This window comes from Kocuria rhizophila (assembly GCF_003667225.1).
Classification (GTDB): Bacteria; Actinomycetota; Actinomycetes; order Actinomycetales; family Micrococcaceae; genus Kocuria; species Kocuria rhizophila.
Map to the genome: position 1 here is coordinate 1 of NZ_RCOM01000040.1, position 21,994 is coordinate 21,994.

Annotated in this window: 24 protein-coding genes; 14 read left to right on the forward strand and 10 right to left on the reverse strand. The window is 71.5% G+C overall.

The window, feature by feature from the left end; genetic code table 11:
* Positions 1–92: 92 nt before the first annotated feature.
* The gene (locus D9R02_RS06955; protein ID WP_121566616.1) at positions 93–599 is read right to left on the reverse strand and encodes a QcrA and Rieske domain-containing protein; all 507 of its coding nucleotides are present in this window, start codon (positions 597–599) and stop codon (positions 93–95) included.
* A 157-nt stretch (positions 600–756) separates the two neighbouring features.
* On the opposite strand from D9R02_RS06955, the gene D9R02_RS06960 reads away from it, so the two are divergent.
* A complete protein-coding gene (locus D9R02_RS06960; RefSeq protein ID WP_121566617.1) occupies positions 757–1,176 on the forward strand; it encodes a hypothetical protein in 420 nt (139 codons plus the stop codon).
* A gap of 280 nt (positions 1,177–1,456) precedes the next feature.
* Here the strand turns inward: D9R02_RS06960 and D9R02_RS06965 are convergent, their stop codons facing one another.
* The 3 genes from D9R02_RS06965 to msrB all read right to left on the reverse strand — a co-directional run bounded on the left by D9R02_RS06965 (position 1,457) and on the right by msrB (position 4,042).
* Positions 1,457–2,731, reverse strand: a complete 1,275-nt coding sequence (locus D9R02_RS06965; protein ID WP_121566618.1) for an HRDC domain-containing protein — start codon at positions 2,729–2,731, stop codon at positions 1,457–1,459.
* 146 nt (positions 2,732–2,877) lie between these two features.
* Complete coding sequence (locus D9R02_RS06970) at positions 2,878–3,468, reverse strand: DUF3000 domain-containing protein (RefSeq protein WP_121566625.1); 591 nt, start codon at positions 3,466–3,468, stop codon at positions 2,878–2,880.
* A gap of 118 nt (positions 3,469–3,586) precedes the next feature.
* Positions 3,587–4,042, reverse strand: coding sequence for a peptide-methionine (R)-S-oxide reductase MsrB (gene msrB, locus D9R02_RS06975; protein WP_019310664.1), 456 nt, complete (start codon positions 4,040–4,042; stop codon positions 3,587–3,589).
* A gap of 116 nt (positions 4,043–4,158) precedes the next feature.
* Here msrB and D9R02_RS06980 point away from each other — a divergent pair, with 116 nt between their 5' ends.
* Entirely contained in the window at positions 4,159–5,397 is a 1,239-nt protein-coding gene (locus tag D9R02_RS06980; RefSeq protein ID WP_121566619.1) for an alpha/beta hydrolase family protein, read from the forward strand.
* Between the two features lie 99 nt (positions 5,398–5,496).
* Here the strand turns inward: D9R02_RS06980 and D9R02_RS06985 are convergent, their stop codons facing one another.
* Positions 5,497–5,946: a SufE family protein gene (locus tag D9R02_RS06985; RefSeq protein WP_019310662.1), complete on the reverse strand. Its 450-nt coding sequence runs from the start codon at positions 5,944–5,946 to the stop codon at positions 5,497–5,499.
* Positions 5,943–6,851 (reverse strand): sulfurtransferase, encoded by a 909-nt coding sequence (locus tag D9R02_RS06990; RefSeq protein ID WP_019310661.1) that lies wholly within the window; start codon positions 6,849–6,851, stop codon positions 5,943–5,945. Before D9R02_RS06990 ends, D9R02_RS06985 begins: the two co-directional genes overlap by 4 nt.
* A gap of 277 nt (positions 6,852–7,128) precedes the next feature.
* Between D9R02_RS06990 and zapE the strand changes: the two genes are divergently transcribed.
* On the forward strand, positions 7,129–8,178 hold the full coding sequence (zapE, locus tag D9R02_RS06995; RefSeq protein WP_029603432.1) for a cell division protein ZapE: 1,050 nt from the start codon (positions 7,129–7,131) through the stop codon (positions 8,176–8,178).
* Positions 8,179–8,256: 78 nt separating this feature from the next.
* Here zapE and D9R02_RS07000 read toward each other — a convergent pair whose 3' ends face one another.
* Positions 8,257–8,439 carry an antitoxin gene (locus D9R02_RS07000; protein WP_019310659.1) on the reverse strand — a complete coding sequence of 61 codons (183 nt, stop codon included), beginning with the start codon at positions 8,437–8,439 and terminating at the stop codon, positions 8,257–8,259.
* A gap of 284 nt (positions 8,440–8,723) precedes the next feature.
* On the opposite strand from D9R02_RS07000, the gene nrdF reads away from it, so the two are divergent.
* From nrdF to D9R02_RS07025, 5 genes are all read left to right on the forward strand, one after another.
* Positions 8,724–9,704, forward strand: coding sequence for a class 1b ribonucleoside-diphosphate reductase subunit beta (gene nrdF / locus D9R02_RS07005; RefSeq protein ID WP_019310658.1), 981 nt, complete (start codon positions 8,724–8,726; stop codon positions 9,702–9,704).
* 423 nt (positions 9,705–10,127) lie between these two features.
* Entirely contained in the window at positions 10,128–10,562 is a 435-nt protein-coding gene (locus tag D9R02_RS07010; protein ID WP_019310657.1) for a hypothetical protein, read from the forward strand.
* Positions 10,563–10,619: 57 nt separating this feature from the next.
* Positions 10,620–11,351 (forward strand): lipoate--protein ligase family protein, encoded by a 732-nt coding sequence (locus D9R02_RS07015; protein WP_121240639.1) that lies wholly within the window; start codon positions 10,620–10,622, stop codon positions 11,349–11,351.
* A 22-nt stretch (positions 11,352–11,373) separates the two neighbouring features.
* Positions 11,374–12,192 carry an SOS response-associated peptidase gene (locus D9R02_RS07020; RefSeq protein WP_121240641.1) on the forward strand — a complete coding sequence of 273 codons (819 nt, stop codon included), beginning with the start codon at positions 11,374–11,376 and terminating at the stop codon, positions 12,190–12,192.
* Between the two features lie 243 nt (positions 12,193–12,435).
* A complete protein-coding gene (locus tag D9R02_RS07025) occupies positions 12,436–12,882 on the forward strand; it encodes a pyridoxamine 5'-phosphate oxidase family protein (protein WP_121240643.1) in 447 nt (148 codons plus the stop codon).
* Positions 12,883–13,107: 225 nt separating this feature from the next.
* Here D9R02_RS07025 and D9R02_RS07030 read toward each other — a convergent pair whose 3' ends face one another.
* Positions 13,108–13,611, reverse strand: a complete 504-nt coding sequence (locus tag D9R02_RS07030; protein WP_121240645.1) for a GNAT family N-acetyltransferase — start codon at positions 13,609–13,611, stop codon at positions 13,108–13,110.
* Between the two features lie 184 nt (positions 13,612–13,795).
* Here D9R02_RS07030 and D9R02_RS07035 point away from each other — a divergent pair, with 184 nt between their 5' ends.
* Entirely contained in the window at positions 13,796–15,115 is a 1,320-nt protein-coding gene (locus D9R02_RS07035; protein ID WP_121566620.1) for a M20/M25/M40 family metallo-hydrolase, read from the forward strand.
* Positions 15,116–15,315: 200 nt separating this feature from the next.
* On the forward strand, positions 15,316–16,542 hold the full coding sequence (locus D9R02_RS07040; RefSeq protein ID WP_121566621.1) for an acyl-CoA dehydrogenase family protein: 1,227 nt from the start codon (positions 15,316–15,318) through the stop codon (positions 16,540–16,542).
* 16 nt (positions 16,543–16,558) lie between these two features.
* Here the strand turns inward: D9R02_RS07040 and D9R02_RS07045 are convergent, their stop codons facing one another.
* The gene (locus D9R02_RS07045) at positions 16,559–16,804 is read right to left on the reverse strand and encodes a DUF5703 family protein (protein ID WP_438819415.1); all 246 of its coding nucleotides are present in this window, start codon (positions 16,802–16,804) and stop codon (positions 16,559–16,561) included.
* 39 nt (positions 16,805–16,843) lie between these two features.
* Here D9R02_RS07045 and D9R02_RS07050 point away from each other — a divergent pair, with 39 nt between their 5' ends.
* From D9R02_RS07050 to mshC, 3 genes are all read left to right on the forward strand, one after another.
* Positions 16,844–17,194, forward strand: coding sequence for a primosomal protein (locus D9R02_RS07050; RefSeq protein ID WP_183085963.1), 351 nt, complete (start codon positions 16,844–16,846; stop codon positions 17,192–17,194).
* Between the two features lie 120 nt (positions 17,195–17,314).
* Positions 17,315–18,148 carry an undecaprenyl-diphosphate phosphatase gene (locus tag D9R02_RS07060; protein WP_019310648.1) on the forward strand — a complete coding sequence of 278 codons (834 nt, stop codon included), beginning with the start codon at positions 17,315–17,317 and terminating at the stop codon, positions 18,146–18,148.
* Positions 18,149–18,284: 136 nt separating this feature from the next.
* Entirely contained in the window at positions 18,285–19,601 is a 1,317-nt protein-coding gene (gene mshC / locus D9R02_RS07065; protein ID WP_121566622.1) for a cysteine--1-D-myo-inosityl 2-amino-2-deoxy-alpha-D-glucopyranoside ligase, read from the forward strand.
* Positions 19,602–19,620: 19 nt separating this feature from the next.
* On the opposite strand, the gene D9R02_RS07070 is transcribed toward mshC, so the two are convergent.
* Positions 19,621–20,517, reverse strand: coding sequence for a PAC2 family protein (locus D9R02_RS07070; protein WP_121566623.1), 897 nt, complete (start codon positions 20,515–20,517; stop codon positions 19,621–19,623).
* 86 nt (positions 20,518–20,603) lie between these two features.
* On the opposite strand from D9R02_RS07070, the gene D9R02_RS07075 reads away from it, so the two are divergent.
* Complete coding sequence (locus tag D9R02_RS07075; RefSeq protein ID WP_121566624.1) at positions 20,604–21,794, forward strand: site-2 protease family protein; 1,191 nt, start codon at positions 20,604–20,606, stop codon at positions 21,792–21,794.
* Positions 21,795–21,994 lie beyond the last annotated feature (200 nt).

A 21,994-nucleotide genomic window follows, 5' to 3' on the forward strand; every position in this document is an offset into this window, starting at 1 on the left:
CGACGACGCCGCGCAGCCCCTGCCCGCGTCTCGCACCACGGGCGCCGGGGACCCGGCGCGGGGAGCCGGCAGCGAGCAGTGAGGCCCGGGTCTCACCCCACGATGATGCGTCCGTTCTCGACCTTCACGGGGTAGGGGCTCAGTCCGGACTCGGCGGGTCCGCCGGTCACGTCACCGGTGGCCATGTCGAACACCGAGCTGTGGCACGGGCACACGAACTGCTTCTTGGCCGGGTTGACCATGCAGCCCTGGTGGGGGCACACGGGGGAGTACGCGGTGAAGGTGCCCTCCTGGGGGTGGCCGACCACGGCCTGCAGGCCGTCCTGGTCCACCTTTATCCCGGAGCCCACGGGGATCTCGGAGGCGGCGCCCACGTCCGTGGGGGATCTCGGACCGGTGGGTGAGGGAGTCGACTCGGCCTGGTCCTGGCCTCCGCACGCACTCAGGGCCAGCGCACCGGCGGCGGCCACACCCGCCATGCCCACGGCGCGACGTCGCGTGGGAACCTCACCCGAGGCCTCCCGGGTGGCAGCCTGCCGGTCGTCCGTGCGGTCGCCGTGGGCGGTGGGGGAATCGTGGTGCGGGGACTGCGATGTCATGGAGCATCCTCTCTGAGCGGTTGCCACTCATCCTAGGACGGCGCAGTGTCCGGGGTCCGTGCGGCGTGGGCGGAGCATTCCACCAGATTCTGTCAGTACCATGATCACCAGCAGCGGTCCGGTCCGATCCGGTCCGCGGGAACGAGAGGGAGACACGATGATCAAGCGTCTTGCATTTGTGGCCGGTTTCGGGATCGGGTTCGTGGTCGGATCCGCGTCCGGGCGGAAGAGCTACGAGTCCCTGCGCGAGAGCGCCATCAACACCTGGAACGACCCCAAGGTCCAGGCCAAGGTGTCCGAGGGCACCGACTGGGTCAAGTCCGAGGTGCCTGTGGTGGGCGAGAAGATCGCTGAGGGCGCGCAGAAGGCCACCGGGACCGTGACCACCAAGGCGTCCGAGGGCGCCGCGGCCGTCAAGGACAAGGCCCAGGACGGCGCCGCCTCCGTCAAGGAGAAGGCCCAGAGCTCGTCCTCCAAGGACACGGACGCGAAGCTCCCGAAGCCCGCGACCACCGAGAAGGACGTGGACATGGAGCCGGCGCACCCCGCACCGGACGCCAAGGACATGAAGAACTGACGTCCTGACGGACGGGCGACGTCTCGGCGTCACCCCGCGACGACGGCCGCGCACCTCGGTGCGCGGCCGTCGTCGTGTCCGGCTCCGGGCGTCCGGTGCCGGGTCTTCCGGTTCGCGGACGGGCCGGGCCGGGGCACCCGGGCGTCGGGGCCCCGAGCGTGGGGACAGCCGGGCGCGGGGACAGGCCGGGCGTCGTCGAGCGGCAGAAACGGCGCTCGGTGGAGACCGTCGGTCCTGACGCCGACGGACGCACGGGATGGTGGCGGGTGGGCCGGCGCCGTCAGCCCTGTGGCTCGGCGCCCTGGGGATCGGCACGCTCCGCGCGGCGTCGTGAGCGCAGGTCCCGCCAGTGGGCGCCGATGACCGGAGCCACGCGCTCCACCTGCCACGAGCGGGCGCCGAGCTCGCGCAGCCGCTCGGCCACGGCGTCGTCGGAGGTGGAGCGCGGAGGCTGCCAGCAGAAGCGCCGCAGGTGCTCGGGGGTGAGCAGGTTCTCCGTGGGCAGGTCGAGCTGCTCGGCGAGCTCGGCGACCGCGGGCTTGAGCACCTTCAGGCGCTCGGAGGCCTCGGGCCGCTTGGTCTCCCACCCCTTGACGGGCGGCAGCGCGGTGGAGGGCACGGTCGCGGGCACGGGCTCCTCGGTGAGCCGCGCCTCCTGCACGGCCGAGAGCCAGCGCGTGGCCTCGCGGGAGGCCAGACGGCCGTGGAAACCGGGGGTGGACATCAGCTGGGGGACGGTGCGCGGCATCGCGTTGGCGGCGGCGACGATCGCGGAGTCCGGCAGCAGCCGGGTGGGTGCGATGTCCTTGTGCTGCGCGAGGGACTCTCGTGCCTGCCAGAGGTTGCGCACGGCGGTGAGCTTGCGCCGCCCGCGCACGTTTCCCAGCCCGTGGGTGCGCCGCCAGGGGTCCTGCCGCGGAGGGGGCGGGGGTGTGGTGCGCACGTGCTCGAACTCCTCGAGGGCCCAGTCCAGCTTCCCCGCCTCGGCCAGGCGGTCCTGGGTGGCCCAGCGCAGCTGCACGAGCACCTCCACGTCCAGGGCGGCGTAGTTGAGCCAGTCCACCGGCAGGGGACGCTGGGACCAGTCCACGGCCGAGTGCTCCTTGGAGAGCGTGAAGCCCAGCAGCTCCTCGGTCATCGAGGCGAGCCCCACCTTGCGCAGCCCCAGCAGCCGCCCGCCCAGCTCGGTGTCGAAGAGCCGGTCCGGTCGCATGTCCAGTTCCGCGAGGCACGGCATGTCCTGGGTGGCGGCGTGCAGCACCCACTCGACGCCGCGCAGCGCCTCGTCCACCTGGGCCAGGGAGCCCACGGCCTCGGGGTCGATCAGGATGGTGCCCGCTCCTTCGCGGCGCAGCTGCACGAGGAACGCGCGCTGGCCGTAGCGGAATCCGGAGGCGCGCTCGGTGTCCACGGCCACCGGCCCCGTGGCCTCGGCGAGCTGCTCGGCGGCGCGCGTCAGACCCCGCGCGGTGTCCACCACGCGGGGCAGACCCTCCGCGGGGCCGTTGAGGTGCACGGTCGCGGGGACTGCGAGGTGCTCGAATCCCGGGACCACGATCTCGGCGGGACCGGGCTCACGGGCGGGAGTGGGATCGTCGGCGTGTCTGTTGATGAGAAGTTCCTCGTACGGTGGTGCGACGGCGGCGGAACCGGCTCCGCGCCGTCGGGCAGACTGGGATCAGAGTCGGGCCCCGGTGGTGCTCACACGAACGCCACGTCGTCGTGGCGCGGGGGCAGCCCTGCAGCAGTACAGAGTACCTGGGCCCACGCGTGCAGGTGCGACTGGGCCCAGTGGGGAATTCCGGTGCGGGGGACGGGTGTCCACGAGGCGCGGACCTCGACCTGGGCCACGTCGGCCCGGTCCGTGAGGCTTCCGTAGTGGCGTTCCACGATCCGGGAGGCGGTGCCGCCCTCGGCGGTGAACTGCGCTCCGTGCTCGGAGAGGGTGTCCGTGAGCCAGGACCAGCTGACGTCCGTGAGCAGCTCGTCGCGGCCCATCTCGGTGTCCATCCGGGACCGGAACCAGCTCACGATCCGGAAGGGCCCCTGCCAGGGCTCCGGGCAGGACTCGTCGTACAGCACCACGAAGCGCCCGGAGGCCGGGGCCTCGCGCGGCGCGACGTCGAGCTCGGCTCCGTGCGCGGCGGGTGGGTGCCCCACCTCGGCGGCGAAGGAGATGGCGTGCGGGGCCAGACCCCTGGGCGGCGCGATCCTGCTGAGGGTGATCTCCGGGCGGAACCGGGCAGTCTCCAGGGCCCGCACGACTGCGCGGAACACATCCGGAGTGCTCATCAGCTCGGTCACCGCTCCTACAAGGTCACAGTAACCACACCGCCGGATGTGACAGCGCGTTTGGTGTCGTGTCGTGGGCACGCGTCACGGCGGGTCCGGGCGCGGTGGCGCGGGTGCCTCAGCGCCCGGGGGCCAGGCGCAGCGACACCGAGTTCATGCAGTACCGCAGATCGGTGGGCGTGCCGTAGCCCTCGCCCTCGAACACGTGGCCCAGGTGGGAGTCGCACGTGGCGCAGCGGACCTCCACGCGCTTCATGCCCATCGAGGTGTCCTCGATGTAGCGCACCCTGTCCTCGGCCAGCGGCGCGAAGAACGAGGGCCAGCCGCAGTGGGAGGCGAACTTGGTCTCGGAGCGGAACAGCTCCGCCCCGCAGGCGCGGCACTCGTAGACGCCCTCGGTGGTGGTGTCCACGTACTCACCGGAGTTCGGCGGCTCGGTGCCGGCCTCGCGCAGCACGTGGTACTCGGCGGGGCTCAGCAGCTCCCGCCACTGCGCATCGGTGCGGGCCGCGGCCGCCTCCGGCGTCAGTGCCGCCCCGGTCTTCTCGCGCTGGGTGTCGTGGTTCGTGTCCACGGTGTGCCTCCCTGTCCTGGGTGTGGTGGTCCGCTCGTTCCAACGACGACGCCGCGTCCGTTATGCCCGTTGCGCGCCGGGGCGGGCCGGGAGAGCGGGCGTGCCAGAATGGCGCCATGGCACTGCGGAGCTCCCACGACACCGAGTCCTCACGATCCTGGCGCCACGGCGCCCTGGTGGGAGCGGGTGTCAGCATCGGTGCGGCGTCGGCCACGTTCGCCCTGTCCGGGGGCGCCGCGGCCCTCGTGGCCCGCCACGTGGTCACCCCGTCCACACGGCCGGGGAACGTCACGGTGCTCAAGCTCGAGCGCGACCCGAACTCGGAGCAGCAGCTCGTGACACTGCCCGCCACCTCCGACACGCGCGTGGCGGGCACCTATGCGCTGCGCTTCGACGACGGCGCGGGACTGGCCCGGATCGGTTTCGTGGTCCGGCAGACCGGTGGCACGGTCACGCGCATCGTGGAGCGCGTGTACCGCGGCGAGCTCGCGGAGGGCAAGCGCGGGTTCTGGACGGGCACCGTGTACGCGCGCCCGTCGGATGCAGGCCTGGCCTACAGCAAGGTGCGGATCCCCACGGAGCTCGGCCCCGCCCCGGCGTGGGTGATACCCGCGGACGGGGACACCGCCCGGGCCGATCACGGTGGGACGTGGGCGGTCATGGTGCACGGCCGTGGCGCCCAGCGTCCCGAGTGCATCCGCGGTGCGCGGGTGGCCCACCAGCTGGGCCTGCACTCCCTGATCCTCGCCTACCGCAACGACCAGGAGGCCCCCACCACCGAGGACAACCGGTACGGTCTCGGGTTCACGGAGTGGGAGGACATCCAGGCGGGCATCGAGTACGCCCTGGGGCACGGCGCCTCGGACGTCGTGCTCTTCGGCTGGTCCATGGGCGGGGCGATCGTGCTGCGCACCACCGAGCTGACCCGGTACCGGGACCGGATCCGGGCGCTGGTGCTCACGGGGCCCGTGGTGGACTGGTACGAGCTGCTGGCCCACCAGACCCGCATCCACCGGATCCCGCGCCGGGTGGGTCGCCTGGCCGCGGACATGATCTCCCACCGCATGGGCCCGCGCATCACGGGTCTGGCCGCGCCCCTGGACCTGCACGCCCTGGACTGGCTCTCCCGCTGGGAGGACATCACCACGCCCACGCTGATCCTGCACTCCACGGACGACGAGGTGGTGCCCGTGGCGGGCTCGGTCAAGCTTGCCAACCTGAGCCCGCACGTGGACTTCGTGGGTTTCTCCGGTGCCCGGCACACCAAGGAGTGGAACATCGACCGCAAGCGCTACGAACGTGCCATTGGTGACTGGCTGGGCGCGGTCCTCAGGCAGGACTCCGGGGGCGTCTGAGCGCACGACGGGGTGAGCGACCCCACGGGACCGCACTCGGACACGGCGCGAGCCGCCCCTGGAACGGGACGGCTCGCGCGGCTGGGAGCGGCAGTCGGTTCAGGCGCCCTGCAGTGCCGTGATCTGGCGTTTGATCCGCCCGAGCATCGCGGACATCCCCCGCATGCGCAGGGGGGAGACCAACGACGTCAGTCCGAAACGCTCCGGGAGGTCGTCGGGGACGGCCAGCACCTGCTCGGCCGGCAGCCCGTTGAGACCCTCGTGCAGGATCGAGGCGAAACCGCGCGTGGTCGGTGCCTCGGCCGGCGCGGAGAAGAACAGCTGCACCGGGGCCTGCGGCCCGGTGCCCTCCAGCTCCACCGTGAGGAACAGCGGGGACTGGCACTCCGTCACCTGCTCGAGCTCCTCGGGGTGCTCACCAAGCCGGGCGGGCAGCTCGGGCAGGGAGCGGGAGAACTCCAGCAGCAGCTGCAGCTTGTCGGGCTCGGGGACCTCGTGGAACTCGGTGACGAGCTCCGCGAGCTGGGAGGGAAGGTCCTGGGTGCTCATCGGGTGGCCTCCGGGGCCTCGCCACGCTCCTCGCCCCGGGCCACGGGAACGCGCACCGCGTTGCCCCACTCGGTCCACGAGCCGTCGTAGTTGCGCACGTTCTCGAAGCCCAGCAGGTGCGTGAGCACGAACCAGGTGTGGGAGGAGCGCTCGCCGATGCGGCAGTACGCGATCACGTCCTCGCCGGGGGTCAGCCCCACCTCGTCCAGGTAGATGGCCTCGAGGTCGTCGCGGGACCTGAACGTCCCGTCCTCGGCGGCGGCCCGGGCCCACGGGACGGACGCCGCGGTGGGGATGTGCCCGCCGCGCAGCGTGCCCTCCTGGGGGTAGTCCGGCATGTGGGTGCGCTCACCCGTGTACTCCTGCGGGGAGCGCACGTCGATCAGCGGGGTGGTGCCCAGCGCGGCCAGCACGTCCTCGCGGTACGCGCGGATCGGTGCGTCCTCCCGCTCGACCACGGGGTAGTCCGCGGGCGTCACCTCGGGGCGCTCGGTGCTCAGCTCGCGGCCCTCGGCGATCCACTTGTCCCGGCCGCCGTCCATGAGACGGACGTCCTGGTGGCCGAACAGCGTGAACACCCACAGGGCGTAGGCCGCCCACCAGTTGGACTTGTCCCCGTAGACCACCACGGTGTCCTCCCGCCCGATGCCCTTGGCGGACATCAGCTGCGCGAAGCGCTCGCCGTCCACGTAGTCGCGGGTGACGGGGTCGTTGAGCTCGGTGTGCCAGTCCACCTTCACCGCGCCGGGAACGTGACCGGTCTCGTACAGCAGGACGTCCTCGTCGGACTCGACGACGATGACGCCCGGCTCGCCCGCGTGCTCGGCCACCCACTGGGTGGAGACCAGTCGCTCGGGGTGCGCGTACTGTGCGAAGGCCTCGTTGTGCTCTGCATCTGCAGCCATGGGGAGGGTTCTCCTTGTCCTCGTGCTGTCGTGCGCGTGACGCCCGGAGTCCCGGGCGCTTCTCAGTCCCCAGCGTAGTGCTGGGCTCCCACCGCTCGCATACCGGGCGTGCCGGGGAGGTCACGCGCGGTCACGGTGTTCACCACGGGCTGAGCGGTAGCATCGGGGGTGAAACGGGGTGCTCGGGCACCTCACCGTCGTCCGTCCGCAACAGGACCGGCTCCGGACGCGCCGCGGTGGTCGGCGCACCCGGTCCCGGTCGGGAGGCCCTGCACACGTGAGCACTCAGATCGAACACCTCATCGACCGCAATCCGCGCGTCTCGGCCGATGAACTGCTGGACGGCTTCCGGCCCTCGGAGCGTTTCGGGGAGGTGTCCTTCGACACCTACCGCCCGGATCCGTCCCAGCCCTCGCAGGCGGAGGCCGTGGAGAAGCTCAGGGCCTTCGCGGCGGGAGTCTCCGGGCGTGGCGCCGGGGGCGGCGGCGGGTTCTTCTCCAAGATCTTCGGGGGCCAGAAGGCGCCCGCCGCCGCACAGGGCATCTACCTGGACGGCGGCTTCGGCGTGGGCAAGACCCACCTGCTGGCGTCCCTGTGGCACGCGGTGCCCGGCCCCAAGGCGTTCGGCACGTTCGTGGAGTACACCAACCTGGTGGGCGCTCTCACGTTCCGGCGCACGGTGGACGCCCTCAAGGAGTACTCGCTCGTGTGCATCGACGAGTTCGAGCTGGACGATCCCGGGGACACCGTGCTGATGTCCCGGCTCATGCGCGAGCTCGCGGACGCCGGGGTCAAGCTCGCGGCCACGTCCAACACGCTTCCGGGCTCGCTGGGGGAGGGCCGCTTCGCGGCGCAGGACTTCCAGCGCGAGATCCAGGTGCTCTCCAGCCAGTTCGAGGTGGTGCGCATCGACGGCGAGGACTACCGCCACCGCGGGCTGCCCGAGGCACCGTCCCCGCTGGCCGACGACGCCGCCCTCGACGCCGCCGTGGAGCAGCACTTCGCGGGTCGGCGGGTCGCCGTGGACGACTTCGACGCGCTCGTGGACCAGCTCTCCCGCGTGCACCCCTCCCGCTATCGGGCCCTCATCCAGGACCTGGACGCGATCGCGTGGCGCGGTGTGCGCACGATCGACCAGCAGGCCGTGGCGCTGCGCTTCGTGGTGCTCGCGGACCGGCTCTACGACCGTGACCTGCCGATCCTCTCCACGGGTGTGCCGTTCGACCGGGTCTTCACCGAGGAGATGATGGCCGGCGGGTACCAGAAGAAGTACTACCGCGCGGTCTCACGCCTCACGGCCCTGGCACGGGAGGCCGGCGAGGCCTGATCCGGGCTGCCGGGCCGGCACGCAGAACGGGCTCCCTTCCGATCGGAAGGGAGCCCGTTCTGCGTGGGTGGGCGGGAACTACTCGTTGCCGCCGAGGTGGCCGCGCACGGCGTCCTGGCCCTGGTCGACCTGGCCCTCGAACTTGCCGCCGGTCTTCTCGTCCACGGTGTCACCGGCCTTGTCGATGCCCTGGTTGACCTTGTCCTCGTGGCCACCGGCCATGTCCTTGGCCTTGTCTGCGAGTCCTCCGAAATCAGGCATGATCAGAAACCTTTCGTTCGAGTCACCAGCCCGGTTGCGGGTCGGCATGTGGGCCATCCTGCATGCCGCGACCACATCGGGGGAAGAGGTCCGCGGGGGAGTTCGCCCTCAGAAAACAGCGTCGGCACCGACCCCGGAAACGCGTCACGGTCCCGGGTGCGGGTGGAGTACGCTGGGAGGTCCCCTTGCACGGCCCCCGCCAGCCCCTTGTGGTACGAGACCGCGGGACGGTCTTCCCACGTGCGCACCGGGACACAGCCAGCTACGAAGGAGTCTGCGCCGCCATGACCACCGAACAGGTCGAGCTGCTCCGCCACCCGGCGGAGGCCATCAACTGGAACCGCGTCCAGGACGAGAAGGACACCGAGGTCTGGGACCGTCTGACCTCCAACTTCTGGCTGCCTGAGAAGGTGCCGCTGTCCAACGACGTGCAGTCCTGGAAGACCCTCACCGCCGAGGAGCAGGACCTCACCATGAAGGTCTTCACGGGCCTGACCCTACTGGACACCATCCAGGGCACGGTGGGCGCGGTCTCGCTCATCCCGGACGCCAAGACCCTGCACGAGGAGGCGGTGTACACCAACATCGCCTTCATGGAGTCCGTGCACGCCAAGTCCTACTCCTCGATCTTCTCCACGCTGTCCTCCATGAAGCAGATCGACGAGGCGTTCCGCTGGTCCAAGGAGAACGAGCACCTGCAGCGCAAGGCGGACATCGTCCTGCGCTACTACAAGGGTGACGACCCGCTGAAGAAGAAGGTGGCCTCCACGCTGCTGGAGTCCTTCCTGTTCTACTCGGGGTTCTACCTGCCCATGTACTTCTCCTCGCACGCCAAGCTGACCAACACCGCGGACCTGATCCGGCTGATCATCCGTGACGAGGCCGTGCACGGCTACTACATCGGCTACAAGTACCAGAAGGGTCTGCTGCAGGAGACCCCCGAGCGCCAGCAGGAGCTGAAGGACTACACCTACGACCTGCTGGACGAGCTCTACGACAACGAGGTGGCCTACGCCGAGGCCCTCTACGACTCCGTGGGCTGGACCGAGGACGTCAAGAAGTTCCTGCACTACAACGCGAACAAGGCCCTGAACAACCTGGGCTACGAGGCGCTGTTCCCACGCGAGATGACGGACGTCTCCCCGGCGATCCTCTCCTCGCTGTCCCCGAACGCGGACGAGAACCACGACTTCTTCTCCGGCTCCGGCTCCTCCTACGTGATCGGCAAGGCCGTGAACACGGAGGACGAGGACTGGGACTTCTGAGACCCCACGGATGACCCCCCCCGACCGGAGGCCGCGACGGATCACCGTCGCGGCCTTCGCCGTGCTCCGCCCGTGCCGGGCCCGGCCGCCCACCGCACCTGAACCCCGTGCTCACCGGTCTGCGGGATGCAGCGGTGCGGGGTGGGCACGGTGCCGCACCCCGGATGCCGGGGCCGCACGAGGACGCGCCCCACCCGCCGAGGACGGGTGCCCTCCGGGGGACAACCGTGCGGCGTCGTCCCCCAATGTGCGACTGTGAAGGCCTGCGGGGACCTGCATACACTGAGTGCGCAAGGGGAGAGACCGCTGGCCGAAGGACGATCCGGGGGGAGCGTCCGGCCAGCAGGGCTGGTTCGACAACCGTGGTGAGGGCGCCCTGGCGCGCCCTCACCACGGTCACCATCTCAGGGGGGCTGAGACGTCATGCGCACTGCAACCACCGTGAAAGCCGCGATGTCCGTGGCAGAACTGACCGCACTGAACCGTCTGATGCGGGGGACCGGAACCGTGGAGACGTTCGAGCGCGAACTGGTCACGCGCGTCTACGCGGGTGCCCGCGGGTGGCTCGACGAGCTGGAGGGCCACGAACTGACCCGGGACCAGCGCCGACGGTGGAACGCCGCCGTCCGCCACGTCAACCGGTACGTGTCCCGCGGGGGCGTGCCCATGGCGTGGCGGGTGCTCACGTCGCTCAACCAGTCCCGTGACCTGCTGGAGGACCCGCACGTGCTCAAGACCGCGGTCGTCGCGGCCGCCGCGCACGGCCCCTTGGCCCCTGCGCCCCGTGCTGCTGCGGAGACGCCGGCTCGGGCATCCAGTGCCGCTTCCGGGGCACGGCTCGTCCACACCGGGGCCTGACTCCGCCCCTAGGGACCGGGCGGCTCGCCGCGCGCCTGCACTAGAATTGGCGGCAGCATGAAACTCATACGTCAGCGCGAGTCCCTGGGCGCCGAGCAGGACTACCGCCGCGCCCTCTCCATCCTCGACGCCGCCCGAAGCGGCGGCACCGAACCCGTGCTGCGCGTGTACCAGCCGCGACCCACGGTCGCGTTCGGGCGCCGCGACGAGCTGAACCCGGGGTTCTCCCGGGCGCGCCAGTCCGCGCACGACGCCGCCTTCACCCCTCTCGTGCGCCGCGTGGGTGGTCGCGCGGCGGCCTACCACGGCGGGTGCCTGGTGATCGACCACGTGGAACCGGACCCGGATCCCAAGACGGGCATCCAGGACCGCTACCGGCTGTTCGGGGACATGATCGTGGCGGCTCTGGAGGAGCTGGAGATCCCGGCCGAGGTGGGGGAGATTCCGGGCGAGTACTGTGCCGGCGAGTACAGTGTGCACGCGCCCGGGACCGCGACGGATCCGGCGCGGCCCGTGAAGCTCGCGGGCACGGCGCAGCGCGTGGTGGCCGGCGCGTGGTACTTCTCCACGGTGCTCGTGGTCGAGGAGTCGGAGCCGCTGCGCAGCGTGCTCGAGGAGGTCTACGAGGCGTTGGACGTGCCGTGGGAGCCGGCCACGGCCGGCTGCGTGGCGGACGTGCGCCCCGGGACCACGGTGGCGGAGGTCGAGGAGGCCCTCATGGGGGTCTACGACCGCTATGCCACGTACATGGGCTACGGCCCGGTGACGCGGTCGTCGGCCTCTCGATGACCCCCAGGGAGAGGAGCGCGGCATGTGCGGGCGCTATGTGATCGCCAGGACCCCCGGCCAGCTGGCCCTGCCCTTCGACGCGCGGGTGGACGACTCGATCGGCGAAGGGGCGGAGCCGAACTGGAACGTGGCCCCCACCCACACCGTGCCCGTCCTGCTCGAGCGGCTCACCGAGGACGGTCAGCTGCTGCCGGAGATCCACGCCGCCCGGTGGGGTCTGGTGCCCTCGTGGGCCAAGGAGATCTCGGTGGGCTCCAAGATGTTCAACGCCCGCTCCGAGACCGTGATGGAGAAGCCCTCGTTCCGCGCGGCGATCACTGCCCGGCGCTGTGCGATCGCCGCGGACGGCTACTACGAGTGGCAGGCCCCCGCCTCGGGGCGGGGCCGGAAGCAGCCGTACTACGTGCACCCGCAGGACGGCTCCGTGATCTGGTTCGCCGGGATCTACGAGTGGTGGCGCATCCCCGAGGGCTCGGAGGACGCCGGCCGTCCGGGACAGTCGCGCCCCGGCAGGGCCGCCCAGGATGATGGCCCGGGGCAGTGGCTCCTGTCGTGCTCGATCCTCACCCGCGAGGCACCGGACCCCGACGCAGCGGACCCGAACCTGGCCGCGCTCGGCGCCCTGCACAACAGGCTCCCGATGGGCATGACCGAGGACTTCGCCCGCGAGTGGATCGCCCCGGACAAGGACAAGGACCACACCCGGGCCCTGCTGGAGCGCGCCATGGCGCACAGCCTGGACGTGGCCGGCGCGTGGCGGATGCACCCCGTGAGCACGGACGTGGGCTCGGTGCGGTCACAGGGCGCGCACCTGGTGGAGCCCGTCCAGACCCTGCTCTGAGCCTCCGAGGGTGGTGCCGACACCCCGGGCACCGTTCGGATTCCGGTCGTCATGCCCCGGTTCTGGCCGGCGGGCCGCGGTTCTGGCCGTCATTCTCCGGACCGGAACGGCACGCCCGGCGTCGCCGGTGCCTGCTCGGCCTCGGGCGACACGCGTCCATCCGGTGACCTCCCAGGGCGGCGGCCCTACAGTGGGTGGTGGACGTGCCGCACCGGCAACCGCGACGACCCACCGGGGGCAGAGATGGTCGAACTGGGCAACAACCCCACCGAGGACGCACGCTGGCTGATGGGCTTCGTGGCCGACGCTGGCTCGGCCGTGGTGGCCAGCAACAGCGGGACCGGGTACCCGGAGTCCGCCTACGTGCACGTGGCTGGCACGGAGGCCGGACACCTCGTGCTCGGGACCAACGTGGCCTCCCGCAAGTGCTCCAACATCGCCTCGGACCCGCGGATCTCCATGGTCCTCATGCGGGACGGCACCGAGGAGGTCCAGCTGGAGGGCGAGGCCCGCATCCTGGAGGACGCCGAGGCCGCGGCGGCCGGTGAGGTCCTGGACTCCCGGCACCCCGGTGCCACCGCCACGCACGATCCGCAGAGCCTCCGGCTCGTCGAGGTGGCCGTTCGCTGGGCGCTGCACACGGATGTCACGCAGCAGCCTCCGGTGCGCAGGGAGCTCGACCTGCGCTGAGGCCGTGGCGCAGCGGCGTGACCCGGCGCGGCCGGGGGGAACCGACAGCGGGAGCCCCGGTTCGCCATGCCCACCGGCACGAGAAGGTCGGCACTGCCGACCGGCACATCCGGCACCCTCGGGTGTGGCGCGGAGTCGGTGCGTACTGCGGTTCCACGTCGAGCGGCAAGGCCCACGCCGAGCGGCAGGGCCCGCGCGGGCGCAACCCCGCCCGGGACGGTCGGCTCAGATCTCGTCCTGCTCCGGGGACCAGCGGTTGAAGTCCAGGGTCAGGTACAGCGCGAGCGCCGCGGAGTTGTCCTCGGGAATGCGCACGCACACCTCGTCGTACCCGTTCTCGTGCAGCGAGGCCATGACCTGGCGCACGAGCTGCTCCGCGAGTCCGCGGCGTCGGTGCGACGACGCCGTGAACAGCTCGAACAGGTAGGGGACGTCCGGGAGCCGGTCGTCCTCACGGCGTTTTAGGACCATGGCGGCGGCCACGGGGTGGCCGTCCTCGTCCTCGATCAGCTGCGACTGCTCCGCGAGGAACGGACCGTAGGCACCGGCGAACGCGTCCCGCACAAGGGCCTCCGCCTTGTCCTGCTCGCCCTCCACCCGCGTGCCGTAGGCCTCCACCAGCAGCTGGGCCAGGGCGGCGGAGTCGCTCTCGGTCACGGACCGGCTCGGCGCGGTGACCTCCCGGCGGTTGGGCACGGTCCGGGCGATCAGCGTGATGTTTCCAGTCATCGTGTCCTCCAACGGGTCCTCATGAAACACAGGGGTTCGTGCCACTCAGGGTAACCGAGAACCCCGCCAATTCCACGGGGGACTACCGTGGGAGCAGCAGCGACGCCGCCGGTGCCGGGAGCGAGTGCGGCCCGGGAAGGCCGCGCGGCGGCGTCGTCATCGACGAGTGAGGAGAAGCCGCGCCATGGGCGAGACGACCGAGAACACCTCCACCCCCGAGGCGGAGACTGCACGGATCTGCCAGGAGCTCATCCGCTTCGACACCTCCAACTACTCCAGCGGCGAGGCCGAGGGGGAGCGTGCCGCCGCCGAGCGCGTGGCCGAGCTGATCCAGGAGGTGGGGCTGGAGACCCAGTACTTCGAGTCCGCCCCGGGCCGCGCCAACGTGTTCACCCGCCTGGAGGGCTCGGACCCCACGGCGGGCGCCCTGCTGGTGCACGGCCACCTGGACGTGGTGCCCGCGATGGCCCAGGACTGGTCCGTGGACCCGTTCGCGGGCGAGCTGAAGGACGGCATGATCTGGGGCCGCGGCGCGGTGGACATGAAGGACATGGACGCCATGATGCTGTCCGTCCTGCGGCACATGCGCCGCACCGGGGCCGTGCCCAAGCGGGACATCGTCTTCGGGTTCTTCGCGGACGAGGAGGCGGGCATGCGCTACGGCTCCAAGTACATGGTGCACGAGCACCCGGAGGTCTTCGAGGGCGTCACGGACGCGATCAGCGAGGTGGGCGGGTTCTCCGCGACCATCGGCGGCCGCCGGGCGTACCTGTTGCAGACCGCGGAGAAGGGCCTGCTGTGGCTCAAGCTGCACGCACAGGGCCAGGCCGGGCACGGGTCCGGGCTGCACGAGGACAACGCCGTGACGCACCTGTCCCGGGCCATGGCGAACATCGGGCAGTACACGTGGCCGGTGGAGCTCACCAAGACCACGCGGGCGTTTCTGGACCAGGTCACGGAGCTCACCGGCGTGGAGTTCGACCCGCAGAACCCCCAGAAGCTGCTGCGAGAGCTGGGCGCCGTGTCCCGTTTCGTGGGAGCCACCCTGCAGAACACGTCGAACCCCACGGTGCTCGAGGGCGGGTACAAGACCAACGTGATCCCCGGCTCCGCCCAGGGCGCGGTGGACGTGCGCTTCCTGCCCGAGCAGAAGGAGCACGTGCTCGCCACGCTGCAGGAGCTCGCCGGGGACAAGGTGGGCATCGAGGCGGAGTTCGAGGACATCGCGCTGGAGGTCCCGTTCTCCGGCACGGTGGTGGATGCCATGGTTGACGCCCTGGAGGCCGAGGACCCCGACGCCGTGGTGCTGCCCTACATGCTGGGCGCCGGCACGGACAACAAGTCCCTGTCCACCCTGGGGATCACCGGCTACGGCTTCGTGCCGCTCCAGCTGCCGGACGAGCTCGACTTCACGGGCATGTTCCACGGCGTGGACGAGCGCGTTCCCGTGGCCTCGCTCGAGTTCGGCTCCCGCGTGCTGGACCGGCTGCTGCGCACCTACTGAGCACGGCACGGACCGGGGACGACGACGCCGCACGGTCGCGTGCGCGCCCAACGCACCCGCGCGGCGTCGTCCCCGGCGCCCCCGCCGGTATCGTTCCCCGGTTCACCGCCCGGCCAGCGCACCGCGCGCACCCGGCCGCACGAGCACCCGGCCGCACGAGCACCCGAACCCGCGAACACCCCGATCCGAAGGACCCTGAGATGGACCCCGTGATGGACCCCGTGACCGACCTGCTCCCCGAGGACCTGCTGGCCCGGATCCGCGCCCGCGCCGCGGACGTGGACCGCGAGAACCGCTTCTGCGACGAGGACTTCGAGGCGCTGCGGAAGCGTGGCTACCTTCGCATGCTCGTGCCGCGGGAGTTCGGCGGCCTGGGCTTCACGCTGGAGCAGGCGGCCCGCGCCCAGCGACGGCTCGCGACGGCCGCACCGGCCACGGCGCTGGGGATCAACATGCACCACGTGATCGTGGGCATCGGCTACACGCTCCACCTGCGCGGGGACGAGCGGGCGCGCCGGATCTTCGAGGACGCCGTGGCGGGGGAGGTCTTCGCGTTCGGCATCTCGGAGGCCGGCAACGACTCCGTGCTCTTCGACGCAACCACCCGCGCCGAGCCCACCACCGGGGGCTGGACGCTGCACGGGACCAAGATCTTCACGTCGCTCTCACCGCGCTGGACGCGGCTGCTCGTGCACGCCCGCGTCGAGGGCGCGGACGCCCCCGGCGGCGCACCCACGGAGGACGACGACGCCGCGCGGCTCCTCGTGGGATTCCTCACCCGGGAGGACCACCGCAGCCCTGCCCCCGGGGTCACCACCCGTGCGGACTGGGACGCGCTGGGCATGCGCGCCTCGCAGTCCTGCACCACCGTGCTGGACGGTGCCCTGCTGCGGGAGGCGGACCTCCTGACCACCACCGCGGTGGGCCCGAACCCCGATCCCGTGGTGTGGGGGATCTTCGGGTGCTTCGAGCTGCTGCTCGCGGCGGTCTACACCGGGATCGCGGACCGGGCGATCGAGGTGGCCGTGGAGATCACCACGACCCGGCGCTCGCTGGCCAAGGGAGCGGCGTACTCGCAGGACCCGGACATCCGCCGCCACATCGCCCGGGCCGGAGTGCTGCGGGACGGGATCGAGCTGCAGCTGCGGCAGCTGTGCGCGGACGTGGACGCCCTCGGCTCGGACCGGGAGGTTGCCCACGGGCGGCGCTGGTTCGTCCTGTTCTCCGGGGTCAAGCACCGTGCCACCGAGGCCGCCCGGGAGGTCGTGGACCTGGCGCTGCGCTCCTCGGGAGGGTCACAGTACCGGCGGGGCTCCGAGCTGGAGCGGCTCTACCGGGACGTGCTCGCCGGGATGTACCACCCCTCGGACGAGGAGTCCGTGCACGCGGCCACGGCCACCTCCCTGCTGGGCCCGGTGGCCGACTGACCCAGGGGCCGCCCGTTCAGAGCGTGCGGTCCACCCGCATGATCCGGCGCCACAGCACGAAGCGGCGGGCCCCGTCATAGAGCACCGCGGAGCGCATGAGCTCCCACTTCCCGTACTCGGCGTGCTCCGCCACGCGGGTGCGGGCGTCGGCGGGCTTCTCGCGGGGGTCCACCGTGAGGGACAGGTATTCGTAGCGCTCGTCGCGACCCGTCATGGTGGGGTGCCCGGTGACGGACGTGCGCTTGAGGCGTTGTTCTCTCATCGCTCCCATTCTGCTCGGATAACGGCTAACGTCTACTCCATGAGCACCGATCCTCGCGCCGCCCTGCAATCGCTCGTCAACGCCCTCGAGGAGCACCTCGCCGCAGCCGCCAACAGGCGCTCGGACGAGGACCCCTCGGTGGACAAGGCCTACGTGGCCATCGCCAACGCCTTCGAGGCCTACGAGGAGGCGCTGTACGACGCGCACGACGAGGTCACGCCCCTCACCGTCTTCGCCGACGACGACGACGATGACGACTACGACGAGGATGAGGATGATGACGACGAGGATCTCCTCGAGGACAACGAGATGATGGACGAGGACCTCATCGACGAGGAGGACTTCGACGACGAGGACGACACCGCGGAAGATCGCCCCGGCACCCGCTGAGCCGTCCTCGCCGCACCTCGAACAGGGCTCCCGTCCACGGACGGGGGCCCTGCTCGCGTCCAGCCCCCTCCCAGTTGCTGCACCGGCCGGGGTGGAGTTCACGTGCCGTACAGTTGTCGCGTGAACTGGATCGAAGCGATAATTCTCGGCCTCGTGCAGGGCCTGACCGAATTCCTCCCGGTGTCCTCCTCCGCGCACCTGCGCATCGTGGGGGAGTTCCTGCCCGGCGGCGGCGACCCCGGAGCGGCGTTCACCGCCATCACGCAGCTGGGCACGGAGACCGCCGTGATCATCTTCTTCTGGCGGGACATCGTGCGCATCATCAAGCACTGGGCGCTCTCACTGACCGGGCGCATGGACCGCAGGGACCCCGACGCGCGGATGGGCTGGTTCATCATCCTGGGCTCGCTGCCGATCGGCATCCTGGGTCTGCTGCTGCAGGACTTCATCGAGACCCAGTTCCGGTCCCTCTGGATCACCGCCACCATGCTGGTGCTCTTCGGCATCTTCCTGGCGGTCGCGGACCACGTGGGCAAGCAGGAGCGCCACCTGGAGGACCTCACCATGAAGCACGCGGTGGGCTTCGGCTTCGCGCAGGCGCTCTCCCTGATCCCCGGGGTCTCCCGCTCCGGCGGCACGATCACCGCGGGACTGCTCATGGGCTACACCCGGGCGGCCGCCGCGCGCTACGCGTTCCTGCTGGCCATCCCGGCGGTGTTCTCCTCGGGCCTCTACGAGCTGTACAAGGTCCTGGCGGGCAAGGTTCCCGCGGGGATGTACACCATGGGGCAGACCGCGGTGGCCACGCTGATCGCCTTCGCGGTGGGCTACCTGATCATCGGGTGGTTCATGCACTACATCTCGGAGCGCAGCTACAGTCTGTTCGTCTGGTACCGCATCGCCCTGGGTGCCCTGGTCTTCGTGCTCCTGGGCCTGGGCGTCCTCACCCCCTGAGCACCACCACGAGTGCCCCGCGCCCGTCCCACGCCGCCGAACCCGGGGCGGGGGAGCCGGTGCCGGGACGGAACAGCCGCCCCGACCCACCGGCCGCGGCACCCGAGAACACTTGCCCGTCGACACGAAGGTGACCATGAAGTCCTGGACCTCCCGCCCGGTGCCCGCCCTGCCCGGCACATCCGGCACTCCCCGGGTGCACGACACGAGAACCGGCGCCGCCGAACCCCTTGCGGCCCGTGACGGCCGGGCCAGTCTGTACGTCTGCGGGATCACCCCGTACGACGCGACCCACATGGGCCACGCCGCCACGTACGTGAACTTCGACCTGCTCCACCGCGTGTGGCGCGACGCCGGCCACGAGGTGGACTACGTCCAGAACGTCACGGATGTGGACGATCCCCTGCTGGAGCGTGCGAACGCCACCGGGGTGGACTGGCGCGAGCTGGCCGCGTCCCAGACCGAGCTCTTCCGCACGGACATGACGGCCCTCAACGTCCTTCCCGCGGACCACTACGTGGGTGCCACAGAGGCCGTCGAGTGGATCGTCGAGGCGGTCGAGGGCCTCGTGGAACGTGGACTGGCCTACCGAGTCCCCGCCGGCACGGGACAGGACGGGGAGCCGGCCCCCGCCGGGGACGTGTACTTCGACGTCGCCGCGGCTGATGCGCTGCGTGCCGAGGACCCGGACGCGTGGGTCGTGGGCAGCACGTGCCGACTGGAGGGCGACCGGGAGCGCATGCTGCCCCTGTTCACCGGCCACGGCGGGGACCCGGACCGCACGGGCAAGCGCGACCCGCTGGACCCGCTGCTGTGGCGCGTGGAGCGCCCGGGCGAGCCGGCGTGGGACGGCGGCTCGCTGGGTGCGGGACGTCCCGGCTGGCACATCGAGTGCAGCGTGATCGCCCTGCGGCACCTGCCCCGTCCGTTCACGGTCCAGGGCGGCGGCTCGGACCTCGCGTTCCCGCACCACGACATGGGAGCGGGGCACTCGTACGCGCTGTCCGGCGAGCCCATGGCGGAGCACTTCGTGCACACGGCCATGGTGGGTCTGGACGGCGAGAAGATGTCCAAGTCCAAGGGGAACCTGGTCCTCGTGTCCGCGCTGCGGGAGCAGGGCGTGGACCCCGCGGCCATCCGCGTGGCGATCCTCTCCCACCACTACCGCACGGACTGGTTCTGGACCGAGGACCTGCTGGAGCAGTCGAGGCGACGGCTCGCCACGTGGCGCGAGGCCGCGGCGAAGCCGGAGACGGCGGGTGCGGACGCCATGCTCGAGGCCGTGCGTGCGGCTCTGGGCGAGGATCTCAACGCGCCGGCCGCGCTGATTGCGGTGGATGCGTGGGCGGCCCGGAACCTGGGTGGAGCCGCGGCACGGGGCCGTGCGGCGTCGTCCGAGGACACGCGCCTGGCGCGGGACACCGTCGAGGCGCTGCTGGGGATCGTGCTCTGAGGCGGCCGGCGGGCTGGTCTCAGCCCCGGTCGTCGCGGCGGCGCAGGTAGCGCTCGAACTCCCGCGCGATGGCGTCCCCGGTGGCCTCCGGGAGGTCCACGGTGTCCTTGGCCTCCTCGAGCTGCTGCACGTAGTCCGCCACCTCGGGATCCTCGGACGCCAGCTCGTCCACGCCGCGCTCCCACGCCTCGGCGTCCTCGATCAGCGGATCCAGGGGCAGCGACAGACCGAGCAGGTCCTCGAGGCGGCGCAGCAGCGCCAGCTGGGCCTTGGGCGAGGGGGAGTGGGCCACGTAGTGGGGGACGGCCGCCCACATGCTGAGCGTGGGCAGGCCAGCGAGCGCGGCCATGTGGGAGAGCACCCCCACGATGCCCGTGGGACCCTCGTACTGGGGTGCCTCCGCGTCCAGCTGCTCGCGCAGCTCCTCGGTGTCCGAGGTCAGGGTCACGGGGATGGGTCGGGTGTGCGGCACGTCCGCGAGCAGGGAGCCCAGCATGATCACGAAGTCCACCTCCAGGGCGGCGGCCTGCTCCAGCAGCTCCGCGGTGAAGGTGCGCCAGCGGTAGGAGGGTTCCCAGCCGTGCAGCAGCACGAGGTCCAGGTTGGTGCCGGGAACTGAGGCCCGGGACAGCCGCGTGGAGGGCCAGTGCAGCTTCTGCTCCCCGGTCAGGGACCGGCGGATCACCGGGCGGGAGTACCGGTAGTCGTAGTAGTCGTCGGAGGCGACCTCGAAGACCTCGCGCGCGTCCAGGTGCTCGCGGATGAGCTTGAGGGAGTCGGTGGCCGCGTCCCCGGCGTCGTTCCAGCCCTCGAACGCCGCGATCAGGACCGTGACGGTCTCCTGGCCCTGGCCGTCGCGCACCACGCCGAACGGGCCGGTGCCGGGTTGCTGCGAATTGCTGTCCAACGTGCTCACCCGTCTTACTGTACGGTGCCCGTCCCGGCGGGCTCCACGTGTCTGCGCCCAGCGCGCACCGGGGCCCGCGCCCTACCATGAGCACCATGTCCGCTTCCCCGCGCCCCGAGCCCTCCGGTGACCCTGCCCCCGTTCCCGGCGGCGCCGCACGGCCGCGCACCCGCGGGGTGCGGCTGGGCCGCGTCGCGGGGGTGGAGCTGGTTCTGGACCGCTCGTGGTTCGTGATCGCCGCGCTGACCGTGGTCATGTACGGGCCCGTGCTGTGGCGGCTGTACCCCGGGCTGGGGTGGTTGAACCTGGTGCTCGCTCTCGGGTTCGCGGTGGGGCTGGCGCTGAGCGTGCTCGTGCACGAGCTCGCCCACGCGGTGGCCGGCCGGGCGGCGGGATGGCCCGTGTCCCGGATCGTGCTCACGCTCATGGGCGGGCACACGGCGTTCGGCACCGTGCACACCCGCGCCCTGCCCACGGCGCTCGTGTCCCTGGTGGGACCGCTCTCAAACGTGGCCGTGGCGCTGCTGGGGGAGGTCGCGCTGTCCTTCGCGCCGGCCACCGCTGCGGGCCCCGGGTGGGCGCTGCTGCAGCTGCTCGTGCTGGCCAACTGGGTGCTCGGACTGTTCAACCTGCTCCCCGGCCTGCCGCTGGACGGTGGGCGCGTGGTCGAGTCCCTCGTGTGGGCCGTCACGGGCTCGGAGACCCGGGGCACCGTGGTGGCCGCGTGGTGCGGACGCGTCATCGCCGTGCTCGTGGTGCTGTGGGCGCTGTGGACCGGGCAGTGGCGCGATCCCCTGGTGCTCGCGGTCATCCTGCTCGTGGCGGGGTTCATTGTTCTGGGGGCGGGACAGGCCCTGAAGCAGGCTCGTCTGCTGGGGGTTCTCGACGCAGTGCGGGCCGGTGGCATCGCCCGTCCCGCCCTCGAGTTCGCCCCCACCACACCGCTCTCGCTCGTGGACGCCACGGTGCACGCGGCCACCTCGGACGGCTACCGCGGCTGGACCCCGGACGTGGTGGTGCGGGACGCCGCCCGCGGGGCTGTCGGCGTGCTCAGCCCCGCCCGTTCGGCGGACGTGCAGGGTCCGGACCGCACCCGGGTGGCCGTGGGGGACGTGGCCGACTGGTTCCCGGAGACCGCGCGCGCCGCGCCGCACGAGGCCGGGGGACAGCTGGTGCGGCTCATGGAGTCCCGGCACTTCCCCTGGCTGGTGGTGCTGGACGGCGCGGGGCACGTGACCGGGGTGGTCCACCACGAGGACATCGCGCGCTACGCCCTGCGCTCCTGAGACGACCCTGCGGCGGTGGTGCCCACCCGGAGGTGGGGCTGGGCCGTGGAGGTGGCGTGCGGCGTCGGGCTACGGTGGGAGAATGGCAGCAGAGGCGGCCCCCACGCGGGGGACCGCGCCACAGACCGGACAGCATCCCTGTCGACCCCGCGCGAAAGCGAGCAGATGACCGAGCAGCGACCCCACGACACCGCCACCCC